Consider the following 21,201-nt stretch of genomic DNA (forward strand, 5'->3'; position numbering starts at 1 on the left):
GGGCTACAGGACTGCCATCGCCCGGTCCGTCGGGGCGACAGGCGCCGGCAGGATGGTGCTGCCCATCAGGAACTTGTCGACTGCAGCGGCGCAGGCGCGTCCCTCGGCGATGGCCCAGACAATGAGCGACTGGCCGCGGCCGGCGTCGCCGGCGGCGAAGACACCCTCCGTGTTGGTCATGTAGTAGCCGTCGCGTGCCACGTTGCCGCGGCCGTCGAAGTCGGCGCCGACCTGCTCGGTGATCCCGGCCGCCTCGGGGCCGGTGAAGCCCAGGGACAGCAGGACCAGGTCCGCGGGGATGATCCGCTCGGTCCCGGCCTTCGGCAGGCGCTTGCCGTCGACGAATTCCGTCTCCGCGACCTTCACGCCGGTCACCTTGCCGTTCTCGCCGACGAACTCCACGGTGGAGGCGAGGTACGTGCGTTCGCCGCCTTCCTCGTGGGCGCTGGCAACCTCGAACAGGGTGGGGAACGTCGGCCACGGCTGGTGCCCGGCGCGCTCCGCCGGCGGCTGCTTGCCGATGGCCAGCGTCGTCACGGACGCCGCCTGGTGGCGGTGTGCGGTGCCGAGGCAGTCGGCGCCGGTGTCGCCGCCGCCGAGGATCACGACGTGCTTGCCGGCGGCATGGATCTGGTTCTCCACGGGCTCCCCCGCCACGACACGGTTGGCCGGCACGAGGTAGTCCATCGCGAAGTGGACACCGTCGAGTTCGCGTCCCGGGATGGACAGGTCACGCGGGACGGTGGCGCCGGTGGCGACCACGACGGCGTCGTACCGGCGGCGCAGCTGCTCCCAGGTCACGTCCGTGCCGACGGCGACGCCGGTCCGGAAGCGGGTGCCTTCGGCCTTCATCTGCTCCAGCCGGCGGTCCACGTGCTCTTTTTCCATCTTGAAGTCGGGGATCCCGTAGCGCAGGAGCCCGCCGATCTTGTCGTCGCGCTCGTAGACGGCGACGGTGTGGCCGACGCGGGTCAGCTGCTGCGCGACGGCGAGCCCGGCGGGGCCGGAGCCGACGACGGCGACCGTCTTGCCGCTGAGGCGTGCAGGCGGCAGCGGGGTGACCCAGCCGTTGTCGAACGCCTGGTCCGCGATCGAGACCTCGACCTGCTTGATGGTCACGGCGGGCTGGTTGATGCCCAGCACGCAGGACGCCTCGCAGGGTGCCGGGCAGAGCCGCCCGGTCCATTCGGGGAAGTTGTTGGTGGCGTGCAGCCGCTCGATCGCTTCCTCGCCCTTGTCCCGCCAGATGAGGTCATTCCACTCCGGAATGAGGTTGCCCAGCGGGCAGCCCTGGTGGCAGAAGGGGACGCCGCAGTCCATGCAGCGGCCGGCCTGCGCCTTCAGGACACCGTTTTCCTGGGCCTCGTAGACTTCCTTCCAGTCCATGATGCGGACGGGAACGGGGCGGCGCGGCTGTGTTTCACGCTGGCGTACTTTCAGAAATCCGCGTGGGTCAGCCACCGGTCACCTCCAGGATTCGAGACCAAACTTCTTCGCCGTCGGGGTCAAGGCCCTCTTCGATGGCGTCAAGGCGGGTTTGCAGGACGGCCGCGTAGTCGCGCGGCAGCACCTTGGTTATGCGGGCTGCGGTGTCGTCGAAGTTCTCGAGCAGCCGCGCCGCGAGCAGCGACTCGGTCTCCTCGGAGTGCTTCACCAGCAGTCCATGGACAATGTCGCGGTCCTCGGCGTCCAGTTCGCGCAGCTGCAGCTCGCCGGATTCCAGGGCCTGCTTGTTGACGCGTTCGGTCCGCAGGTCCAGCACGTAGGCCGTGCCGCCGGACATGCCGGCGCCGAAGTTGCGGCCGGTCCGTCCGATGATGAGCGTCTGGCCGCCGGTCATGTACTCGCAGCCGTGGTCGCCGATTCCCTCGACCACCGCGGTGGCGCCGGAGTTGCGGACCAGGAAGCGTTCGCCCACCTGGCCGCGCAGGAACATCTCGCCGCTCGTGGCGCCGTAGCCGATCACGTTTCCGGCGATCACGTTGTTCTCCGCCTTGAACACGTTGGTGCGGTCCGGCCGGACGATGATGCGTCCGCCGGAGAGGCCCTTGCCGACGTAGTCGTTGGAGTCGCCGAACATGCGCAGCGTGATGCCGGCCGGCAGGAAGGCACCGAGTGACTGGCCGGCGGTGCCGGTCAGCGTGATGTCGATGGTGTCCGTCGCCAGCAGGTCGGTGCTGAAGGTCTTGGTGACGACGTGTCCGAGCATGGTGCCGACTGAGCGGTCCGTGTTGATCACGTTGACGGCGATCTTCACCGGGGTGCGGTCGCTGAGGGCCTCGGCGGCCATCCCGATCAGGCGCTGGTCGAAGTGCTTGTCCAGCTCGTGGTTCTGGCCGGTGAGGTTGCGCAGCGGGGCGTCGTCGTCGAACTCGAGTCCGTGCAGGATCGGGTCCAGGTCCAGCCCTTCGGCCTTCCAGTGGTTGATCGCTTCGCGGGAGTCGAGCATTTCGGCGTGGCCGATCGCTTCCTCGATGCTCCGGAACCCCAGCCCGGCCAGGATCTCGCGGACCTCCTCGGCGAGGAATTCGAAGAAGTTGACGACGTATTCGGCCTTGCCGTTGAAACGGGACCGCAGTTCCGGGTTCTGCGTCGCGACGCCCACCGGGCAGGTGTCCAGGTGGCAGACGCGCATCATGATGCAGCCGGAGACCACCAGCGGGGCGGTGGCGAAACCGAATTCCTCGCCGCCGAGCAGCGCGGCGATCACGACGTCGCGGCCGGTCTTGAGCTGGCCGTCCACCTGCACCACCACGCGGTCGCGCAGGCCGTTGAGCATGAGGGTCTGCTGCGTCTCGGCGAGGCCCAGCTCCCACGGGACACCGGCGTGCTTGAGCGAGTTCAGCGGCGAGGCGCCGGTACCGCCGTCGTGCCCGGAGACCAGGACGACGTCGGCCTTCGCCTTCGTGACGCCGGCGGCAACCGTGCCGATCCCCACCTCGGAGACGAGCTTGACGTGCACCCGTGCCGAGGGGTTGGCCCGCTTGGCATCGTAAATCAGCTGCGCGAGGTCCTCGATCGAGTAGATGTCGTGGTGCGGGGGCGGCGAGATCAGCCCGACGCCGGGCGTGGAGTGCCGCGTCCGGGCCACCCAGGGGTAGACCTTCTGCGCCATCAGCTGGCCGCCCTCGCCGGGCTTGGCGCCCTGCGCCATCTTGATCTGGATGTCGTCGGCGTTGCTCAGGTACAGGCTCGTGACGCCGAAGCGTCCCGAGGCGATCTGCTTGACCGCGGAGCGGCGCTCCGGATCCAGCAGCCGGTCCACGTCCTCGCCGCCTTCACCGGTGTTGGACTTGCCGCCCAGCCGGTTCATGGCGATCGCGAGGGTCTCGTGGGCCTCCTTGGAGATCGAGCCGTAGCTCATCGCTCCGGTGGAGAAGCGCTTCACGATGGACGAGACGGACTCCACGTCCTCCAGCGGCACCGCCGGCCGGACCCCGGTCTTGAACTTCAGCAGCCCGCGCAGGGTCATGAGGTTCTCGGACTGGTCGTCCACGCCCCGGGTGTAGGACTTGAAGATGTCATAGCGGCGCTCACGCGTGGCGTGCTGCAGCCGGAAGATCGTCTCGGGGTTGAACAGGTGGGGCTCGCCGTCGCGGCGCCACTGGTACTCGCCGCCGCCGAGCAGGGGGCGGTGCGCCTGTTCGATGCCGCTCTCGGGGTAGGCCATCTGGTGGCGGGCCGAGACCTCGGCCGCGATGACGTCGAGGCCGACGCCGCCGAGCTGGGAGTGCGTGCCGGAGAAGAACTCGTCCACGAGGTCCTGGCCGAGGCCGAGGGCTTCGAAGGTCTGCGCCCCGGTGTAGGAGGCCACGGTGGAGATGCCCATCTTGGACATGATCTTCAGGACACCCTTGCCGAGGCCCTTGATCAGGTTGTAGACGCCGTCCTGCGGGGTCACGCCGACGACGTCGCCGGTGCTGATGAGCTGTTCCACGGATTCCATGGCCAGGTACGGGTTCACGGCCGAGGCACCGTAGCCGATCAGCACGGCCACGTGGTGCGTCTCACGGACGTCGCCGGCCTCGACCACGAGGGCGGTCTTGGTCCGGTTGGCGCTGCGGAGCAGGTGGTGGTGCACGGCGCTGACGAGCAGCAGCGACGGAATCGGCGCCCACTGGGCGTTCGAGTCGCGGTCCGAGAGCACGACGTACTGCACCCCGCGGTTGATGGCGCCGGAGACCTGCTCGCAGATTTCCGTCAGCCGGGCGCGCAGGGCGTTCTCGCCGCCTTCGGCGCGGTACAGGCCGCGGACCTTCATGGCGATCTTGTCGCCGTCGGCGCTCTCGATGTTGGCGATCTTGGCGAGCTGGTCGTTGTTGATCACGGGGAACGGCAGCGAGACCTGCGGCTGGCGGACCTGCTTGGTGTCCAGCAGGTTGCCGTTGGGGCCGATCGCGCACATCAGCGAGGTCACCAGCTCCTCGCGGATGGCGTCCAGCGGCGGGTTGGTCACCTGCGCGAAGGACTGCACGAAGTAGTCGAAGAGCAGCCGGGGGCGCTTGGACAGCACGGCCACGGGCGTGTCCGATCCCATGGCGCCGAGCGGCTCGGCGCCGGTGCGGGCCATCGGGCCGAGCAGGATCTTCAGTTCCTCGGTGGTGTAGCCGAAGGTCCGCTGGCGGATGTTGACCGACGCCGCGGTGTGCACGACGTGCTCGCGTTCCGGCAGGTCCTTCAGGTCGATCAGGTTGTCCTTGAGCCAGTCAGCCCAGGGGTTGGCGGCGGCCATCTCGGCCTTGACCTCGTCGTCGCCGATGATGCGGCCGGCCTCGGTGTCCACCAGGAACATCTTGCCCGGCGAGACGCGGCCCTTCTTGACCACCTTGGAGGGTTCGACGTCGATCACGCCGACCTCGGAGGCGAAGATGACCAGTCCGTCCTCGGTGATCCAGTACCGGCCCGGGCGCAGGCCGTTGCGGTCCAGGGTGGCGCCGACGAGGTTGCCGTCGGTGAAGGACACGGCCGCGGGGCCGTCCCACGGTTCCATCAGCAGGGAGTGGTACTCGTAGAAGGCCCGGCGTGCCGGGTCCATGGTGGCGTGGTTTTCCCACGCCTCGGGGATCATCATCATGATCGAGTGCGTGATGGGGCGGCCGGAGAGCCACAGCAGCTCCGCCACCTCGTCGAACGACGCCGAGTCGGAGGCGCCCGGGGTGCAGATGGGGTACAGCTCTTCCGGCGAATCCCCCAGCAGCGGGTTGGCGAGCTGCGACTGGCGGGCCCGCATCCAGTTGCGGTTGCCCTTGACGGTGTTGATTTCGCCGTTGTGCGCGATGGTCCGGAAGGGCTGGGCCAGCGGCCAGGACGGGAAGGTGTTCGTGGAGAAGCGCGAGTGGACGATCGCGAGCTTGGTCTTGAAGCGCTTGTCCGAGAGGTCCGGGTAGAACGGCTCCAGCTGGGCGGTGGTCAGCATGCCCTTGTAGACGATGGTCCGCGAGGACAGCGACGGGAAGTAGACGCCGAACTTGTTCTGGGCGCGCTTGCGGATCCGCCAGGCCCGGGAGTCGAGTTCGTTGCGCTCCAGGACTTCCCCGGTGCTGGAGGCAAAGAACGGCTGCGAGAAGTAGGGCATGCAGGCGCGGGCCATGGCGCCGACGAGATCGGCGACGATGGGCACCTCACGCCAGCCGAGGACGGTGAGGCCCTCGTCCGCGGCGAGGCTTTCGATGCCGGCCTTGGCAGCGTCGGATTCACGCTGTTCGGCGGGAAGGAACGCCGTCCCGACGACGAACTGGCCGGGGGCGGGGAGTTCGAAGTCGGTGACCGCGCGGAAGAACTCGTCCGGGACCTGCATCAGCAGTCCGGCGCCGTCGCCGGTGCCTTCGTCGGCACCCACGGCGCCGCGGTGTTCGAGGTTGCGCAGGGCGGTCAGCGCGGCGTCAACGATGTCGTAGCCGGGTTCGCCGCGGAGCGTGGCGATGATGGCCAGGCCGCAGGCGTCCTTTTCCTGCTCGGGGTTGTAGAGCCCCGCCGCTTCCGGCATCGCCGCGAAGCGTTTGAAGGGTGACATGGCCGACGGCGACATGGCGGCCGGCGCCTGGTTCGGCTCGGACCAACTGGGGCTGTGCAGGGTTTGGGTCATGGAAGACGTCCTTCCTCCTGATCGTGCGTATGGGAGGGACAACATTGGCCCGACTCGGCGCGCCCCTTTGACAAGCGCAACAAAGTTTTTTCTAACTGGAATTGTAAGCCCGCCCGGTCCGCTGCACGAACCGTTACGCGGGCCGCCGGCCTGGCTTGCCCGGCCGGCAGCTGTGTGCGTTACGCAACATACCTTGGTGCCACGACGTTGTGGAACCGGGCTCTGCGAGCGGTAGCTGCGCGGCCCCGGGTGCCGGTGTACTTGGTGCTGCCTTACTTGGTGCTGTTTTACTTGATGCGGTCAGCTTCCGGCGCGGTTCCGGTGGCGGGCTTACCGCCGCCGGCCGAGTCCTTGGGCGCTTCCGCCGGGGCAGAGGCGTAGCCTGAACCGCTTGGGTTATCAGGGAGGCTATCACGGGATTCACCATCCGGGACAGCCCGGTCCGGATCGCGGAGGGTACCCGCCCCTGTCGGGACCGCGGCCTGGTCCCCGGCGTCGGCCGTCCCGCCGGCGTCCGTCCTGTCGGTGTCCGTCCCGCCGGCGTCGATCTTCCCGTCGGCAGCGGTCTTCCCGGCGTCGGCCTCCGCCGCGGTGCCGCCGTCGCTGTCGCCGCCGTCGCCGTCACCGCCAGCAACGGCTGCGGGTTCGCGCCCGGGCAGGTAGGGGCTGTCCGGTCCGGTGGGTTTGCGCCGCCCGAGGGCGACGAAGAGCACCAGGGCCACGACGAGGACGAAGATGCTGGTCCAGACGTTGAGCCTGGTGGTGATGCCGAAGAGGGTGATCTGTTCGGCGTCGTCGATCCGCATGGCCTCGATCCAGACCCGCCCCAGCGTGTAGTAGACGGCGTAGAGCCAGAACAGCCGGCCGCCGCGGAAGCGGAACTTGCGGTCCAGCGCCAGGAGGATGAGCACACCGGCCAGGTTCCAGAGGGACTCGTAGAGGAACGTCGGGTGGAAGAGCGTGTCCGCGGGCATGCCGGCCGGGAAGTTCGGGTTGGTGGCGTCGATCTGCAGACCCCACGGAAGCGTGGTGGGCCCGCCGAAGAGCTCCTGGTTGAAGTAGTTCCCCCAGCGGCCGAGCGCCTGCGCCAGCAGCAGGCCCGGGGCCGCGGCGTCCACGAAGGCGCTCAGCTTGACGCCGGCGCGCCGGCAGCCGATCCAGGCGCCGACGACGCCGAGGACCACAGCGCCCCAGATGCCCAGGCCGCCGCGCTGGATCTGCGGGATCAGTGACAGGTCGCCCGTGCCGTCGAAGCCGGGACCGAAATACGCGTCCGGCGAGGACACCACGTGGTAGAGCCGGCCGCCGATGATCCCGAACGGGATCGCCCAGATGGCGATGTCCCAGACGCTGCCCTCCGGTGCCCCGCGCCGCGCCCAGCGGACGGACGTGAGCCAGAGACCGGCGATGATGCCGGCCAGGATGCACAGCGCGTAGGCGTGGATGCGCAGCGACCCCCACGGCAGCGGGATGTCGAATCCGGACCAGCCCGGGCTCGGAATGCTCGCGGGAATCATCGCCGCCGCGTGGAGGACTGAGTGCATTGCTTACGCTACTTCCTTGCCCAGGCCGGAGCTCAGGTCCATGGTCAGCTCTGCGACGGCGGGGACCCCGCCGTCGCGGATGGCGGCAACCAGCGCCGTGCCAACGATCACACCGTCGGCGTAGGCGGCGATCTCGCGGACGTGCCCGGAGTTCGACACCCCGAGTCCGACGCAGACACGTTCGGCGCCGGCGGCATGGGTGTCAGCAACGAGCCTCTCGGCGCTGCTGCTGACATCCTGGCGGGTACCCGTGACACCCATGATGGACACGGCGTACACAAAGCCGCGGCTCGCCTTGACCGTCATGGCCAGGCGCTCCGGGGTGGAGGACGGTGCCACGAGGAAGACCCGGTCCAGTCCGTACTTGTCCGAGGCAGCGAACCACTCCGATGCTTCGTCCGGGATCAGGTCAGGGGTGATGAGCCCGGCTCCCCCGGCCTCGGCCAGCCTGCGGGAAAACTCGTCCACGCCCATCCGGTCCACGGGGTTCCAGTAGGTCATGACCAGCACGGCGACGTCGGTGGCGGCCGTGATCCCCGCGACCACGTCGAAGACACTGGCCACGCGGAAACCGTTGGCGATGGCCTCTGTGGTGGCCGCCTGGATAACGGGGCCGTCCATGACGGGGTCCGAGTAGGGGATGCCTATTTCGATGAGGTCGGCGCCATTGCGCGCCATGGCGATGCCGGCGTCGATGCTTTCCTGGACGCTGGGATATCCGGCCGGCAGGTAGCCGATCAGCGCGGCGCGGCCCTGGGCCTTGGCGCGGTCGATGGCTGCGGCGGACTTGCTCGTGGTCTGTTCAGTCATCAGTTCTTGTCCTCTTTGACGTCATCTGCGCCTGCTTCGGCCGCGCGCTCTGCCGGACCCTTGGGCTTGCGGGTAGAGAGGGTAGTGCCCTTGACGTTGCCGTCCTCGTCCAGCATGTCGAACCAGGCTGCCGCCGTCTCGACGTCCTTGTCGCCGCGGCCGGAGAGGTTCACGATCACGATGGTGTCCGACGGCGTGGCCTTGCCCTCGGTGAGGCGCTGACCCACCTTGATGGCGCCGGCCAGGGCGTGCGCGGACTCAATGGCGGGAATGATCCCCTCCGTCCGGCACAGCAGCTTGAAGGCGTCCATGGCCTCGGTGTCTGTGATGGGCTCGTAGGTGACACGTCCGATGTCGGCAAGGTAGGAGTGCTCCGGACCGACGCTGGGGTAGTCCAGCCCGGCGGAAATCGAGTGCGATTCGACGGTCTGGCCGTCTTCGTCCTGCATGAGGTAGGAGCGGGCACCGTGCAGCACACCCGGGCGGCCCAGCGTGATGGCTGCGGCATGGCGGCCGGTGTCGACGCCGTCGCCGCCTGCCTCGAAACCATAGATCTTCACGGCAGCGTCGTCCAGGAAGCCGTGGAAGATGCCGATGGCGTTGGAGCCGCCGCCAATGCAGGCGCAGACGGCGTCGGGCAGTTTGCCGGTCTGCTCAAGGATCTGGGCGCGGGCTTCCTCGCCGATCACTTCGTGGAAGAAGCGGACCATGGCCGGGAACGGGTGGGCCCCGGCCGCGGTGCCCAGCAGGTAGTGGGTGTTCTCGACGTTGGAGACCCAGTCACGCAGGGCGTCGTTGATGGCGTCCTTGAGGGTCTGGGAACCGTTGGTCACGGGTACCACGGTGGCGCCCAGGAGCTGCATGCGGGCAACGTTGAGGGCCTGCCGGCGGCAGTCCTCGGCGCCCATGTAGACGACGCATTCCAGGCCCATCAGGGCGGCGGCGGTGGCGCTGGCCACGCCGTGCTGCCCTGCCCCCGTTTCGGCGATGACGCGGGTCTTGCCCATGCGCTTGGCCAGCAGGGCCTGCCCCAGGACGTTGTTGATCTTGTGCGAACCGGTGTGGTTGAGGTCTTCGCGTTTGAGGAAGATCCTGGCCCCGCCGGCGTGCTTGGAGAAGTTCTTGGCTTCGGTGAGCAGGGACGGACGGCCCGAGTAGTTCTTGTTCAGGTCCGCCAGCTGCGCGAGGAACTCCGGGTCGGCCTTGGCCTTCTCGAAAGTGTCCTGGACTTCGTCGAGGGCGGCGATGAGCGATTCCGGCATCCAGCGTCCGCCGTAGCCGCCGAAGTACGGGCCGGGGGCATGCCGCAAGGACTGCTGTCCACCTTCGAGAAACGCGTCCACGGCGTTTTCGTCTGAGCCGGCTGCTGGCGCATCGACCATCAGTCTCACCATCCTGTTCCACTGCTAGCTATAAGGATCTGCGAATCAGCTCCGCAAAAGTATCTGGGGTGCCACGGGCCGTGGCGCACGGGGGCCCGGGCGTCCGCCCGGACCGGGCCGGCGCCGGAGGTTCGGCTCAGGCGCGTGCGGCGATCGCCGCTGCTCCGGCCGCCGTGAATTCCGCGATCCGTTCGCGCGGCGTCGAATCGCTGACCAGCGCCTCGCCCACCAGGACCGCGTTGGCGCCGTGGGCGGCATAGTGGCGGACGTCCTCGACGTCGCGCACGCCGGATTCGGCAACGACGAGCGCACCGGCCGGGATACCGCCAGCGAGCTCCGCGAAGAGGGAGCGGTCGACGTCGAGCGTCTTGAGGTTGCGCACGTTCACGCCGATGATCCGCGCGTCCGCGGCGACAGCGCGTTCGATTTCCTCCGCCGTGTGCGTCTCGACCAGCACATTCATGCCCAGTTCGCGGCTCAGGGCGGTGAAATCGCGCAGCTGCGCGTCGGAGAGGGAGGCGACGATCAGCAGGATCAGGTCGGCCCCGTGGGCCCGGGCCTCCCAGATCTGGTACTCGTCCACCATGAAGTCCTTGCGCAGCAGAGGGATGTCCACGGCTGCCCGGACGGCGTCGAGGTCGGCCAGCGACCCGTTGAAGCGGCGCTGTTCGGTCAGGACGCTGATCACGGACGCTCCGCCGTCGGCGTACTGCACGGCGAGGGACGCGGGATCCACGATGCTCGCGAGCGGGCCCTTGGAGGGGCTGCTGCGCTTGATCTCGGCGATCACCTTCAGCTGCTCCCGCGGGGCCGAGGAGCCGCCGAGGGCCGCCCAGGCGTCGCGCGCGGGTGCGGCGGCAGCGGCGCGTTCCTTCAGCTCCGCCAGGGTGACGAGGCGCTGGCGCGCCTCCATATCCTCCCTGACACCGGCATTGATGTCATCGAGAACGCTCACCCTTAGTGGCCGGCGTTCTTCAGCTTGCTGCCGCCGACGCCGTAGCCGGCCTTGCGCATGATCCAGCCGGCGAGCAGGCCGGCCAGCATGACCACTGCACCGGCGATGAAGATGGGGGTGTTGGCGATGACGAAGGCGATGGACGCGATGAGGGCGCCAATCAGCATGATGATCACGCAGGTCCACGCTGCCGGGCTGTTGCCGTGACCGGTCGGTTCGCTGTGATCGATGCCGTCCTGGATGTCTGCCCGGGCGGACTGCGATGCGGAAACAGTGGCTTTACTCATGGAAAATCTCCTCAGGATGAATACTGCTTACATTCTGCCATTTTTTGACCGTGTTGTTGGCCGCGTTGCTGATCGCGCCCGCCGCATCGGCTCAGGTGGGGTCGTCCCCGCGCGACAACCGGTCCCAGCTGTCAATCTCATCGGGCGGCCCGTCAGCCGGCAATGCCCGGGCGCCGCGCGTCCCGCTGCCGGTGGCCGCTCCTGCTGCCGGGGCGTCATATCTGGTGCGGTTCTTCCAGAACCGTCCCGCGGGGACGATCAGCAGGGCGCCCAGGCCCAGCAGGCAACCGGTCACGACGGCGGCGGCGGGGAACGCGGTGACGTCCACCTGGACGCTGCTTCCGCTGATCCCGGTGGCCGAGGCGATGGATCCCTGCGCCGCGGCCAGCGGGTCTGCCAGCACGATCGCTGCCGCGCTGACGATGCCGGCAGCCGCGAGGAGGATGATCGCCGTGATGATCCAGCGCGCCACCCGGCCGGCGATCGACGCTGCCAGGCCGCCGGCCAGGGCGACGAGGGCGAGGGCGGTCACGGTGGTGGCGGCCTTGCTGCCCTGGACCGGCAGGCCGTCCTGGCTGCTGACGGCCTGTCCCAGCTGGGCCGGATCGAGGTGCACGGTGAGCCAGGTCTGCGTGGTCGTGCCGAACACGGCCATCGCCAGGGCCGCGATGACCAGGACCAGGGTGGACCTCCGGGCCCAGCGGGGAGCGGAGGCGTGCGGGGTGGTCTTCACCGTGTTTCCGGTGTTTCCGGTGTTTCCGGGGACAGCGCCCGGGCTGGTGTCCGGGGCGGCCATCAGTTCTGCGTCCCGGCCGGCTTGCCGGCCGGCTTGCCGCCCCCGGGGATGGACTCCGCGCTGACGTTGCGCAGGGAGCCGGCGGTGTGGACGGCGCGGAGCGGGGCGGCGGCCTTGTTCACGGTTTCCTGGGCTTCGGTGGGGTTGACCGAGTCGGCCACGATCCCGCCGCCGGCCTGCACGTAGGCGCGGCCTTCGCGCAGCAGCGCCGAACGGATGGCGATCGCCATGTCCATGTCGCCGGCGAAGTCGAGGTAGCCCACCACGCCGCCGTAGATGCCGCGGCGGTGGGGTTCGAGTTCGTCCAGGAGGCGCAGCGCCCGCGGCTTCGGGGCTCCCGAAAGGGTGCCGGCCGGGAAGGTGGCCTTCAGGACGTCGTAGGCCTTGGCCTGCGGGGCGAGCCTGCCGACCACGGTGGAGACCAGGTGCATGATGTGGCTGAAACGCTCCACCTCCATGAACTGCGTGACGTCCACGGTGCCGGCCACGCAGACCTTGGACAGGTCGTTGCGGGAAAGATCCACCAGCATCAGGTGCTCGGCGCGTTCCTTCTCGTCAGCCAGCAGTTCCTCGGCCAGGGCCTTGTCCGCCTCGACCGTCTTGCCGCGGGGCCGCGACCCGGCGATCGGATGGGTGATGACCTCCTCGCCCGTCACGGTCACGAGCGCTTCCGGGGAGGAGCCGACAATCGAGTACTGCCGGCCCGCGGCGTCCTCGAGGCTGAAGATGTACATGTAGGGGCTGGGGTTCATGTTCCGGAGCACCCGGTAGACGTCCAGCGGGTCCGCGCCGCATTCCATCTCGAAGCGGCGCGAAATCACCACCTGGAAGACCTCGCCCTCAACGATCGCTTCCTTGCCGCGGTCCAGGGCGGCCAGGTAGTCCGCCTCGCCCCAGCGTTCCTGCACGCTCGAGGCGAAATCCAGGACGGTGGGGTCCAGCACCGAGACGGGCTGCTCCACGGGGCTGCTGACCTTGGCCAGCAGCGCCTTCACCCGGGCGACGGCGTCGTGCCAGGCTTCGTCGACGCGTTCGGAGCTGTTGTCGAAGTTGATGGCGTTGGCGATCAGCAGCACGGTGCCGTCCATGTTGTCATGCACGGCCATGTCCGTGACGAGGTTCAGCGCCAGCTCCGGCAGGTCCAGATCGTCTTCCGGCGGGGCGGTGAGCTTCTCCCAGTGCCGGACGCTTTCCCAGCCGAGGAAGCCGACCAGGCCGGAGGTGAAGGGCGGCAGGCCGTCGAAACGGTCGGTGCGGAGGGCCTCGACGGTGTCGCGGACGGCGTCCACCGGGCTGCCGCCCAGCGGCACGCCCACCGGCGGTTCGCCGAGCCAGAACGCCTCGCCGTCCTTGGTGGTCAGTGTGGCGCGGGACCGTGCGCCGATGAAGGAGTAGCGGGACCAGGATCCGCCGACGGCCGCGGATTCCATCAGGAAGGTGCCCGGCTGGCCCTGCGCCAGCTTGCGGTACAGCCCGATCGGGGTTTCGGCGTCAGCGAGCACCTTCAGCCGGACGGGGATGACGCGGCTGTGGCCGGCGAGTTCACGGAACTCTTCCAGGCCCGGGCTGATGATTCCTAGGTCCTGCATGGCTGTGGTTTCCGCCTGTTCTTGTCTGCGCCCGCCAGTGTGCTGGCGGGTCCGTTCGTAAAGGTTCGAAGAATGCTGTGGGACTGCGCCGGCCGCTGCGTCGAGCCGGCTGGTGCGCCCGGCCGCTGCGCCTAGCCGGCCCCGCCGACGACGACGTCGAGCCCGCGGCCGTCGAAGCAGGTCCGGGTTCCGGTGTGGCAGGCGGCGCCGACCTGGTCGACGCGGACCAGCAGCGCATCGCCGTCGCAGTCCATCGCGAGGGACTTGACCCACTGCACATGCCCGGAGGTGTCCCCCTTGCGCCAGTATTCCTGCCGGGAACGCGAGTAGAAGGTCACGCGGCCGGTGGTCATGGTGCGGTGCAGGGCCTCGTCGTCCATCCAGCCCAGCATCAGCACGTCCCCGGTGTCGAACTGCTGCACGATCGCGGCCACCAGGCCGGCGCCGTCACGCTTCAGGGCGTCCGCCAGCCCGGACGGCAGGGGGCTGGCCGGCGTCGGCGGGGTGGACACGGTGGCGGGGGCAGGCTGCTCAGACATCAGCTTAAGTCTAGTGCCTCCCGGCACCGCGGGGATCAGCCCCGGCGGCCCCGCGCTTAACCTGTGCGCGTAACCTGCGGCCGGATTGCCGCCGGGCGGCAGAAACGGTGGCGGTTCCTGTGCGCATGCAACGCCGTCTCGTGCTAGTTTCACAAGTGATGCATTTCGTCGATCCGTCCCGTGAAGTCCTGGCCGAGACCCTGCTTGCAGCCGGCCCTGATTCCCCCACGCTCTGCAGCGGCTGGCGCACCCGGGATCTTGCCGCCCACCTGTACCTCCGCGAGCGGAAAGCCGCCGTCGGACTGGGGCTGCTGATCAAGCGGCTGTCCAAGGCATCGGACAAGGCCACGGCCAAGCTCGCCGCCACGCTGAAGACCCCGGAGGACTACGCCCGGCTGGTCGGCGCCTTCCGGGCAGGTCCCCCGGCGCTGTCCCCGCTGAAGATCAAGGCCCTGGACGAAAGCTCCAACCTGATCGAGTACTTCGTCCACACCGAGGATGTCCGCCGCGCCGTGGACCGGTGGGCGCCCCGGGCCCTGGACGAGGAGTACTCCGACGCCCTGTGGGACGAGCTGATCAAGCGTGCGGCCATCCTCTACCGCGGTGTGGACCTGGGGATCGTGCTGGTCCGTCCTTCCGGGCCGCGGCACGTCGCCCGCCGCGCCCCCGTCTCGGTGGCCATCGTCGGGGAGCCCGGCGAGCTGCTCATGCACGCCCACGGCCGGACCCGCCATGCCCTGGTGACGTTCGAGGGCCAGCCGGACGCCGTCGCGCTCCTGCAGTCCGCCGAAGTCGGACTGTGACCCCCGCTCCCTTAACAAAGCAACGCGGGGTCACTTACCGCCCATGATCCGCTGCCGGCTGGGCTGTAAGTGACCCCGCGTTGCTGTTAGCGGACCTCGAAGCCTGCGTCGCGGATCGCGGCCTTGACCTGGGCGATCATGTCCAGCGGACCGAAGTGGAAGACGGACGCGGCCAGGACCGCGTCCGCGCCGGCGGCCACGGCGGGCGGGAAATGCTCGGGCCTGCCGGCACCGCCGGAAGCGATGAGCGGCACCTTGACCGCTGCCCGCGCCAGCCGGATCAGTTCCAGGTCGAAGCCGTCCTTGGTGCCGTCCGCATCGATCGAGTTGAGCAGGATTTCCCCGACGCCGCGGTCGGCCGCCTCACGCGCCCAGGCGATCGCGTCGATGCCGGTGCCCCGGCGTCCGCCGTGGGTGGTCACCTCGAAGCCGGAGGCCGTGGGCTCCGAGCCGGGGCGGGTGCGCCGGGCATCCAGGGACAGCACGAGGACCTGGGAGCCGAAATGCCGGGTGATTTCGTCAATCACGCCGGGACGGGCGACGGCGGCGGTGTTGATGGCGGCCTTGTCCGCGCCGTAGCGCAGCAGCTTGTCCACCTCGGCCACGCCGCGCACGCCGCCGCCGACGGTCAGCGGGATGAAGACTTCCTCGGCGGTGCGCCGGACGACGTCGAAGGTGGTCTCGCGGTTGCCCGAGGACGCCGTGACGTCGAGGAAGGTCAGCTCATCCGCGCCGCCGTTGTCGTAGCGGTGTGCCAGCTCCACCGGGTCTCCGGCGTCGCGCAGTCCTTCGAAGTTGATGCCCTTGACCACGCGGCCGGCGTCGACGTCCAGGCACGGGATGACGCGCACGGCCACTGTCATGACTTCTCCTGATATTCGTTCATGGGATATTCGCTCGCCGGCGCCGGGTTCAGATCCGGCAGGCGTGGATGCTGCTGACCAGGATGGCGCGGGCGCCCATGTCGTACAGCGCGTCCATGATCCGGTTGGTGTCCTTCTTGGGGACCATGGAGCGGACGGCGACCCAGTCCGAATCGCGCAGCGGCGAGATGGTGGGCGATTCCAGGCCCGGCGTCAGGGCTGCGGCCTCTTCGACGAGTTCCTTGCGGATGTCGTAGTCCATGAGCACGTACTGCCGCGCCACGAGGACACCCTGGAGGCGGCGGATCAGCACCTCGATCTCCTTCATGGTGCCGTTCGCGGCGCCGCCCTGGCCGGTGCGGCGGATCAGCACGGCCTCGGACTTCAGGATCGGCTCCCCGAAGATCTCCATGCCGGCGGCCTTGAGCGTGGTGCCGGTTTCGACGACGTCGGCGATCGCGTCCGCCACGCCGAGGCGCACGGAGGATTCGACGGCGCCGTCGAGCCGGACGACCTTGGCGCGGATGCCGCGCCCGGCCAGGTAGCCGCGGAGCAGCCCGTCGTAGCTGGTGGCGAGCCGCTTGCCTTCGAGCTGATCGATCGAGGTGAAGTCGCCCACGGGTCCGGCGAAACGGAAGGTGGAGGCCGCGAAGCCCAGGGGCAGCAGTTCCTCGGCCTCGACTTCCGCGTCCAGGAGCAGGTCCCGGCCGGTGATGCCGACGTCGAGAGTTCCCCGGCCGACGTAGACGGCGATGTCCCGCGGGCGGAGGAAGAAGAACTCGATGTCGTTCTCCGGGTCCACCATGACCAGTTCGCGGGTGTCGCGGCGCTGGCGGTACCCGGCTTCGGCGAGGATGGAGGAAGCGGCTTCGGACAGGGATCCCTTGTTCGGGACGGCAACTCTCAGCATGGCAAAGGTCTCTCTCGGATTAGGAAGTCTTAAGTACAGTCAAGCGGGCCACGCAACTGCACCGGTCCCGGCGGAAAAATCCACGCGGGTTCCGGTGCGGACGCGGCTAGAGATGCTTGTAGACGTCTTCCAGGCTGAGTCCTTTGGCGAGCATCAGAACCTGCAGGTGATAGAGCAGCTGCGAAATTTCCTCCGCGGCGGCCTCATCGGATTCATACTCGGCAGCCATCCAGACTTCGGCTGCTTCCTCCACGACCTTCTTGCCGATGCCGTGGACCCCGGAATCCAGTTCGGCGACGGTGCGGGAGCCGTCAGGGCGTGCGGCTGCCTTTTCACTCAGTTCTGCGAACAGCGACTCGAAATTCTTCACGCCCTCCAGCCTACTTGTTCGGGGCAGGAGCGCGCCTGCCGGGCCCCTGCATGACGGGCGGGATGTGAGCGAAGACACACTGCGCTGTTTTGCTGGCTCCGGTTTACTGGCTCAGCTGTCGCCGCTCAGCGGTACTGCTGGAGCGTCACCGCGGTGGCCAGGGCGGCGGTGACGGCCTCGTGGCCCTTGTCCTCGCTGGAGCCGGGCAGGCCGGCGCGGTCGATGCCCTGCTGTTCGGTGTCACAGGTGAGCACACCGAAGCCGACCGGGACGCCCGTGCGGACGCTGACCTCGGTCAGGCCCAGGGTGGCCGCCTCGCAGACGTACTCGAAGTGGGGGGTCCCGCCCCGGATCACGACGCCGAGCGCCACGACGGCGTCGAAGTGCGGTGCCAGCCGGGCTGCAGCGACGGGAAGCTCGAAGGTGCCGGGAACGCGCAGCACCGTCGGTTCGGGAATGCCGGCATCCTTTGCCGCGCGCAGCGCGCCGTCCAGCAGCCCGTCCATGATCCCGGTGTGCCAGCTCGCGGCCACGATGGCCAGTTTCAGCCGGGACGTGTCCTCCGGCTGGAAGGTGCTGAGGTCAATCTGGGGTGCGCCGTGTCCGCTCATCTGAAAATCCTTGTTCTGCTAAGTCGTGGGTAAAAGTCTTGGTCTGTGCTGCCGGGTGGAATGTGCTGCGGGCGGGATCAGCCTTGTTCGTGCTCGAAGCCGCCCTGGCCCGCGGACGCCGCCGGCTCGCCGTCGAGGACGAGCAGGTGGTCCATCCGCTCCTTCTTGGTCTGCAGGTAGCGGAGGTTCTGTTCCCGCGAGGGGACCTCGGTGGGAACCATCTCCACCACCTTGACGCCTGCCTGGGCGAGCCGGTCCTGCTTGTCCGGGTTGTTGCTCAGGAGCCGGATCTCGTGAAGCCCCAGTTCCGCGAGGATCTGGGCCGCGGCCTTGTAGCAGCGCGCGTCGACCGGCAAACCGAGCTGCTCGTTGGCCTCCACGGTGTCGAACCCTGCCTCCTGGAGGGCGTAGGCCTTCATCTTGTTCGCCAGGCCGATGCCCCGGCCTTCCTGGCCGCGCAGGTAGAGCAGGGTGCCGCCGAACTCGTTGATCATTTCCAGGGCGTAGGCCAGCTGCTCCCCGCAGTCGCAGCGGTAGGAGCCGAACACGTCGCCGGTGAGGCACTCGGAATGCAGCCGGACCAGGGGCGCCTGGCCATCGACCGGCGGCAGCGGCGAGCTGACCGCGAGGTGTTCGGCCCCCGTGGCCAGGTCGGTCCAGGCCTGCGCCACGAAGTGGCCGAAGGCCGTGGGCAGCTGGACGATCGGGCCCCCGCTGACCGGATGCGGCTTCCGTCCGAGGGCCATCCCGTCCCGTGTTTCAGTGGTCGTCATCGTTTCTCCTCCATCAACCGTGGTTCAGGCGGGACCGGCAGCGCGGCCGCCCTGCGGGGCCGCATCAAGGTAGGCCACCAGATCCGCAATCGAGATCAGGGGGCAGCCATGCTCCTTGGCGAAGCCGCGAAGTCCGTCCAGCCGCATCATTTCTCCGTTGTCATGCACCAGTTCTGCGATCACTCCCACGGGCTCCAGGCCGGCGAGCCGGCACAGGTCCACGGCGGCCTCGGTGTGGCCGGGGCGTTCCCGCACTCCCCCCTTAACGGCGCGGAGGGGAAAAATATGCCCGGGACGGGTCAGGGCTGCCGGCTGGCTGCCGGGATCGGCCAGGACGCGGGCCGTGAGGGCCCGGTCCGTGGCGGAGATTCCGGTGCTGACGCCCAGGGCCGCGTCGCAGGACACGGTGTAGGCGGTGCCCTTGGCATCCTCGTTGATTTCGACCATCGGGGGCAGCGCCAGCGCATCCGCCCGTCCGGCGTCGAGCGGCACGCAGATGACGCCGGAGCTGTACCGCACCGTCCAGCCCATCAGGGCCGGGGTGGCGTGCTGGGCCGCGAAAATGATGTCGCCTTCGTTTTCACGGTCCTCGTTGTCGACCACCAGGACCGGCCGGCCGGCCGCCATCGCGCGGACCGCGTCCTCAATCGGGTCAAGGCCCCCCCGGGCGTTGTCCGGCGCGGCGGCCACGGCAGCGCCGTCGACAGCGTCGTCGGCGGCGCTGCCGGGGGCGCTGCCGTGGGCGTGCCGCTGGATGTCTTTGACGTGGTTCACAGTGCCGCCCCCTCCCGGTGTGCTGCCGCCCCGGCCGTCCGCTGTGAAAAGGCGAGGAGGCGCTCAGTGTACTTGGCGAGCACGTCGACTTCGAGGTTGACCCGGCCGCCCAGCGGTTTCGCGCCCAGGCCGGTGTCGGCGAGGGTGGTCGGGATGAGTCCGACTTCGAACCACGGTTCCGGCTCCGCAGCCGGGCTCACGGCGGTCACCGTCAGGGAGACGCCGTCGACGGCGATGGATCCCTTTTCGGCGATGTACCGGGCCAGCCCGGCCGGGACGCCGAAACGGAGCCGGTCCCAGTTGCCGAGCGGTTCGCGCTCGAGCAGTTGGCCGACGCCGTCGACGTGGCCCTGGACGACGTGGCCGTCCAGCCGGCCGCCGGCCGGAACGCAGCGCTCCAGGTTGACGGCGTCCCCCGCGGCGAGCTCACCGACGGTGCTGCGGTCCAGCGTCTCGCCCATGACGTCGACGCTGAAGTCCTTGCCGTCGATCTGCGTGGCCGTGAGGCAGACGCCGTTGACGGCGATCGACCCGCCGAGGGCGAGCCCTTCGGTGGTTCCGGGGGCGTGGAGCCGGACGGTGGCGCTGATGTCGCCGTTGCGTTCAACGGACAGCACCTTTCCCTGCTCGGCAATAATTCCGGTGAACATCAGTTGCCTCCTGCGGCAGTCGCCACACCGGTGCGGTGCGGGGTGGAATCGGATGAAATTGTGGTGGCGGGGCTCAGGTGCAGCCGCAGGTCGCGGCCGAGGACCTGGACCGCTCCGCCGGACGACGGATCCCAGTCCCAGAGCTGGGCGTCCGCCAGCGTGGTGATGCCGAGGTCCTCGAGGGCCGGGGTGCCGGCGCCCAGGAGCGTCGGCGCCAGGTAGACGATCAGTTCGTCCACGAAGCCTGCGGCGAGGAAGGCGCTCAGGATCCGGGAGCCGCCTTCCACCATGAGGTGCCGGACACCGGCGTCGAACAGTTGGTCCAGCGCCTCGCGGGGGTCCCGGGTGGGCAGGTGGAGGACGTTGCCGTCGTCGCCGTTGATGGCCGCGCCCGCAGGGATGCCGCGGTATCCCATCACGGCGCGCAGCGGCTGCTTGCCGGCCGGTTCGCCGTCGGCGTTCCGCGCGGTGAGCCGCGGGTTGTCCACGAGGAGGGTCTGGGTTCCGACCAGGATGGCGTCGATGCGGCCGCGCAGGGCGTGGTTGTCGGCGAGGGATTCCGGGCTGGAGATCCACTGGCTCGTACCGTCGCTGGCCGCGATGCGGCTGTCCAGGGTCTGCGCAATGTGCAGGGTGACGAAGGGCCGCCTGGCGGCGACGGCGTCGAACCAGCGCCGGTTCAGCTCCAGCGCCCCCGCCCCGCGGAGTCCGGAACGGACGCGGACGCCCGCGCTGCGCAGCGTTGCCGCGCCGCCGGCCGCCGGATCATGCGGGTCATCGACGGCGTAGACGACCTCGGCGATCCCGGCGTCGATGATCGCCTGGGCGCAGGGGCCGGTGCGTCCGCAATGGTTGCAGGGCTCCAGGCTGACCACCATGGTAGTGCCGCGGAGATCAAGCCCGGCGGCGGCCGCCTGTTCGATGGCGTCGGCTTCCGCATGGGCGGTGCCCGCCCCCCGGTGGTGGCCGGTCACGAGGTGCGTCCCGTCGGGCGCGAGGACGACGGCGCCCACCAGCGGGTTCGCGCCCCGCGGGCCCTGGGCGGCGGCCGCCAGTGCCACGTCCATCGCCGAAATTTCGGCGGCGGTGAACCCGGAGACCGGGGCGGAGGCTTGGCCTGATGCCACGATGTGTCGTTCCTTCCCTCAAAAGCCGCGATGGCTCCGGGGGTCTACGACAGCAAAATCATGCGGCGCCGGTAGGGCGCCGCAGTAACAGCTGTACGTGCTTCTCTCATCCAGACTTTAACTGTCGGTACCGGAATTCCACCGGTTCAACCGTCTGCCGGCATCCTTCCCGAGGGAAAGCACCGGCTCGCGGGTCGCGGACTATGACCGCCGGTTCGGACTTTCACCGACCCCGGAGCACGTATGTGTGTTGCTATTCTGACACAACTGTGGGCCGGCTCCGGCTATTCCCGCCCGCGGACATTACGCCGGACGTCACAGTCGGAGCGCAGT

Annotated in this window: 19 protein-coding genes and 1 riboswitch; of the genes, 1 reads left to right on the forward strand and 18 read right to left on the reverse strand. The window is 69.0% G+C overall.

Going from position 1 to position 21,201, the window contains the following annotated elements; translation table 11 throughout:
- Positions 1-3: 3 nt before the first annotated feature.
- The 10 genes from ACQCSZ_RS10850 to hisI form a co-directional block, all read right to left on the reverse strand.
- Positions 4-1,461, reverse strand: coding sequence for a glutamate synthase subunit beta (locus ACQCSZ_RS10850; RefSeq protein WP_427007994.1), 1,458 nt, complete (start codon positions 1,459-1,461; stop codon positions 4-6).
- Positions 1,454-6,085 (reverse strand): glutamate synthase large subunit, encoded by a 4,632-nt coding sequence (gene gltB, locus ACQCSZ_RS10855; RefSeq protein ID WP_427007995.1) that lies wholly within the window; start codon positions 6,083-6,085, stop codon positions 1,454-1,456. Before gltB ends, ACQCSZ_RS10850 begins: the two co-directional genes overlap by 8 nt.
- 287 nt (positions 6,086-6,372) lie before the next feature.
- Positions 6,373-7,629 (reverse strand): prolipoprotein diacylglyceryl transferase, encoded by a 1,257-nt coding sequence (gene lgt, locus ACQCSZ_RS10860; protein WP_427007996.1) that lies wholly within the window; start codon positions 7,627-7,629, stop codon positions 6,373-6,375.
- Between the two features lie 3 nt (positions 7,630-7,632).
- On the reverse strand, positions 7,633-8,439 hold the full coding sequence (gene trpA, locus ACQCSZ_RS10865; RefSeq protein WP_427007997.1) for a tryptophan synthase subunit alpha: 807 nt from the start codon (positions 8,437-8,439) through the stop codon (positions 7,633-7,635).
- The gene (gene trpB / locus ACQCSZ_RS10870) at positions 8,439-9,821 is read right to left on the reverse strand and encodes a tryptophan synthase subunit beta (protein WP_427007998.1); all 1,383 of its coding nucleotides are present in this window, start codon (positions 9,819-9,821) and stop codon (positions 8,439-8,441) included. The genes trpA and trpB overlap by 1 nt, the downstream gene beginning before the upstream one ends.
- A 136-nt stretch (positions 9,822-9,957) precedes the next feature.
- Positions 9,958-10,776 carry an indole-3-glycerol phosphate synthase TrpC gene (trpC, locus tag ACQCSZ_RS10875; protein WP_427007999.1) on the reverse strand — a complete coding sequence of 273 codons (819 nt, stop codon included), beginning with the start codon at positions 10,774-10,776 and terminating at the stop codon, positions 9,958-9,960.
- A gap of 2 nt (positions 10,777-10,778) precedes the next feature.
- On the reverse strand, positions 10,779-11,063 hold the full coding sequence (locus tag ACQCSZ_RS10880; RefSeq protein WP_427008000.1) for an HGxxPAAW family protein: 285 nt from the start codon (positions 11,061-11,063) through the stop codon (positions 10,779-10,781).
- A 91-nt stretch (positions 11,064-11,154) separates the two neighbouring features.
- Positions 11,155-11,859 (reverse strand): Trp biosynthesis-associated membrane protein, encoded by a 705-nt coding sequence (locus ACQCSZ_RS10885; RefSeq protein ID WP_427008001.1) that lies wholly within the window; start codon positions 11,857-11,859, stop codon positions 11,155-11,157.
- Positions 11,859-13,448, reverse strand: a complete 1,590-nt coding sequence (locus tag ACQCSZ_RS10890; protein ID WP_427008002.1) for an anthranilate synthase component I — start codon at positions 13,446-13,448, stop codon at positions 11,859-11,861. Before ACQCSZ_RS10890 ends, ACQCSZ_RS10885 begins: the two co-directional genes overlap by 1 nt.
- A gap of 131 nt (positions 13,449-13,579) precedes the next feature.
- Positions 13,580-13,987 (reverse strand): phosphoribosyl-AMP cyclohydrolase, encoded by a 408-nt coding sequence (gene hisI / locus ACQCSZ_RS10895; protein WP_427008003.1) that lies wholly within the window; start codon positions 13,985-13,987, stop codon positions 13,580-13,582.
- A 158-nt stretch (positions 13,988-14,145) separates the two neighbouring features.
- On the opposite strand from hisI, the gene ACQCSZ_RS10900 reads away from it, so the two are divergent.
- Positions 14,146-14,790, forward strand: a complete 645-nt coding sequence (locus ACQCSZ_RS10900) for a TIGR03085 family metal-binding protein (RefSeq protein ID WP_427008311.1) — start codon at positions 14,146-14,148, stop codon at positions 14,788-14,790.
- An 86-nt stretch (positions 14,791-14,876) separates the two neighbouring features.
- On the opposite strand, the gene hisF is transcribed toward ACQCSZ_RS10900, so the two are convergent.
- The 8 genes from hisF to ribD all read right to left on the reverse strand — a co-directional run bounded on the left by hisF (position 14,877) and on the right by ribD (position 20,808).
- Positions 14,877-15,653: an imidazole glycerol phosphate synthase subunit HisF gene (gene hisF, locus ACQCSZ_RS10905; RefSeq protein ID WP_427008004.1), complete on the reverse strand. Its 777-nt coding sequence runs from the start codon at positions 15,651-15,653 to the stop codon at positions 14,877-14,879.
- A 49-nt stretch (positions 15,654-15,702) separates the two neighbouring features.
- Positions 15,703-16,563: an ATP phosphoribosyltransferase gene (gene hisG / locus ACQCSZ_RS10910; RefSeq protein WP_427008005.1), complete on the reverse strand. Its 861-nt coding sequence runs from the start codon at positions 16,561-16,563 to the stop codon at positions 15,703-15,705.
- 106 nt (positions 16,564-16,669) lie between these two features.
- Positions 16,670-16,933, reverse strand: a complete 264-nt coding sequence (locus tag ACQCSZ_RS10915; protein WP_211878609.1) for a phosphoribosyl-ATP diphosphatase — start codon at positions 16,931-16,933, stop codon at positions 16,670-16,672.
- A 125-nt stretch (positions 16,934-17,058) separates the two neighbouring features.
- Complete coding sequence (gene ribH, locus ACQCSZ_RS10920) at positions 17,059-17,544, reverse strand: 6,7-dimethyl-8-ribityllumazine synthase (RefSeq protein WP_427008006.1); 486 nt, start codon at positions 17,542-17,544, stop codon at positions 17,059-17,061.
- A gap of 77 nt (positions 17,545-17,621) precedes the next feature.
- Positions 17,622-18,317: a GTP cyclohydrolase II gene (gene ribA, locus ACQCSZ_RS10925; RefSeq protein ID WP_427008007.1), complete on the reverse strand. Its 696-nt coding sequence runs from the start codon at positions 18,315-18,317 to the stop codon at positions 17,622-17,624.
- A 24-nt stretch (positions 18,318-18,341) separates the two neighbouring features.
- Entirely contained in the window at positions 18,342-19,007 is a 666-nt protein-coding gene (gene ribB / locus ACQCSZ_RS10930) for a 3,4-dihydroxy-2-butanone-4-phosphate synthase (RefSeq protein WP_427008312.1), read from the reverse strand.
- An 80-nt stretch (positions 19,008-19,087) separates the two neighbouring features.
- A complete protein-coding gene (locus tag ACQCSZ_RS10935; protein WP_427008008.1) occupies positions 19,088-19,741 on the reverse strand; it encodes a riboflavin synthase in 654 nt (217 codons plus the stop codon).
- The gene (ribD, locus tag ACQCSZ_RS10940; protein WP_427008313.1) at positions 19,741-20,808 is read right to left on the reverse strand and encodes a bifunctional diaminohydroxyphosphoribosylaminopyrimidine deaminase/5-amino-6-(5-phosphoribosylamino)uracil reductase RibD; all 1,068 of its coding nucleotides are present in this window, start codon (positions 20,806-20,808) and stop codon (positions 19,741-19,743) included. Before ribD ends, ACQCSZ_RS10935 begins: the two co-directional genes overlap by 1 nt.
- A gap of 153 nt (positions 20,809-20,961) precedes the next feature.
- Positions 20,962-21,113, reverse strand: a riboswitch (FMN riboswitch).
- Between the last annotated feature and the right edge of the window lie 88 nt (positions 21,114-21,201).

It is taken from the genome of Pseudarthrobacter sp. H2, from assembly GCF_050157045.1.
Lineage (GTDB): Bacteria > Actinomycetota > Actinomycetes > Actinomycetales > Micrococcaceae > Arthrobacter.

Excerpts from the sequence above, each read along its gene's own strand:
- gltB (WP_427007995.1), bottom strand. The coding sequence starts at position 6,085 with ATGACCCAAACCCTGCACAGCCCCAGTTGGTCCGAGCCGAACCAGGCG.
- lgt (WP_427007996.1), bottom strand. The coding sequence starts at position 7,629 with ATGCACTCAGTCCTCCACGCGGCGGCGATGATTCCCGCGAGCATTCCG.
- trpA (WP_427007997.1), bottom strand. The coding sequence starts at position 8,439 with ATGACTGAACAGACCACGAGCAAGTCCGCCGCAGCCATCGACCGCGCC.
- trpB (WP_427007998.1), bottom strand. The coding sequence starts at position 9,821 with ATGGTCGATGCGCCAGCAGCCGGCTCAGACGAAAACGCCGTGGACGCG.
- ACQCSZ_RS10880 (WP_427008000.1), bottom strand. The coding sequence starts at position 11,063 with ATGAGTAAAGCCACTGTTTCCGCATCGCAGTCCGCCCGGGCAGACATC.
- ACQCSZ_RS10885 (WP_427008001.1), bottom strand. The coding sequence starts at position 11,859 with ATGGCCGCCCCGGACACCAGCCCGGGCGCTGTCCCCGGAAACACCGGA.
- ACQCSZ_RS10890 (WP_427008002.1), bottom strand. The coding sequence starts at position 13,448 with ATGCAGGACCTAGGAATCATCAGCCCGGGCCTGGAAGAGTTCCGTGAA.
- hisI (WP_427008003.1), bottom strand. The coding sequence starts at position 13,987 with ATGTCTGAGCAGCCTGCCCCCGCCACCGTGTCCACCCCGCCGACGCCG.
- ACQCSZ_RS10900 (WP_427008311.1), top strand. The coding sequence starts at position 14,146 with ATGCATTTCGTCGATCCGTCCCGTGAAGTCCTGGCCGAGACCCTGCTT.
- hisF (WP_427008004.1), bottom strand. The coding sequence starts at position 15,653 with ATGACAGTGGCCGTGCGCGTCATCCCGTGCCTGGACGTCGACGCCGGC.
- hisG (WP_427008005.1), bottom strand. The coding sequence starts at position 16,563 with ATGCTGAGAGTTGCCGTCCCGAACAAGGGATCCCTGTCCGAAGCCGCT.
- ribH (WP_427008006.1), bottom strand. The coding sequence starts at position 17,544 with ATGAGCGGACACGGCGCACCCCAGATTGACCTCAGCACCTTCCAGCCG.
- ribA (WP_427008007.1), bottom strand. The coding sequence starts at position 18,317 with ATGACGACCACTGAAACACGGGACGGGATGGCCCTCGGACGGAAGCCG.
- ACQCSZ_RS10935 (WP_427008008.1), bottom strand. The coding sequence starts at position 19,741 with ATGTTCACCGGAATTATTGCCGAGCAGGGAAAGGTGCTGTCCGTTGAA.
- ribD (WP_427008313.1), bottom strand. The coding sequence starts at position 20,808 with ATGGACGTGGCACTGGCGGCCGCCGCCCAGGGCCCGCGGGGCGCGAAC.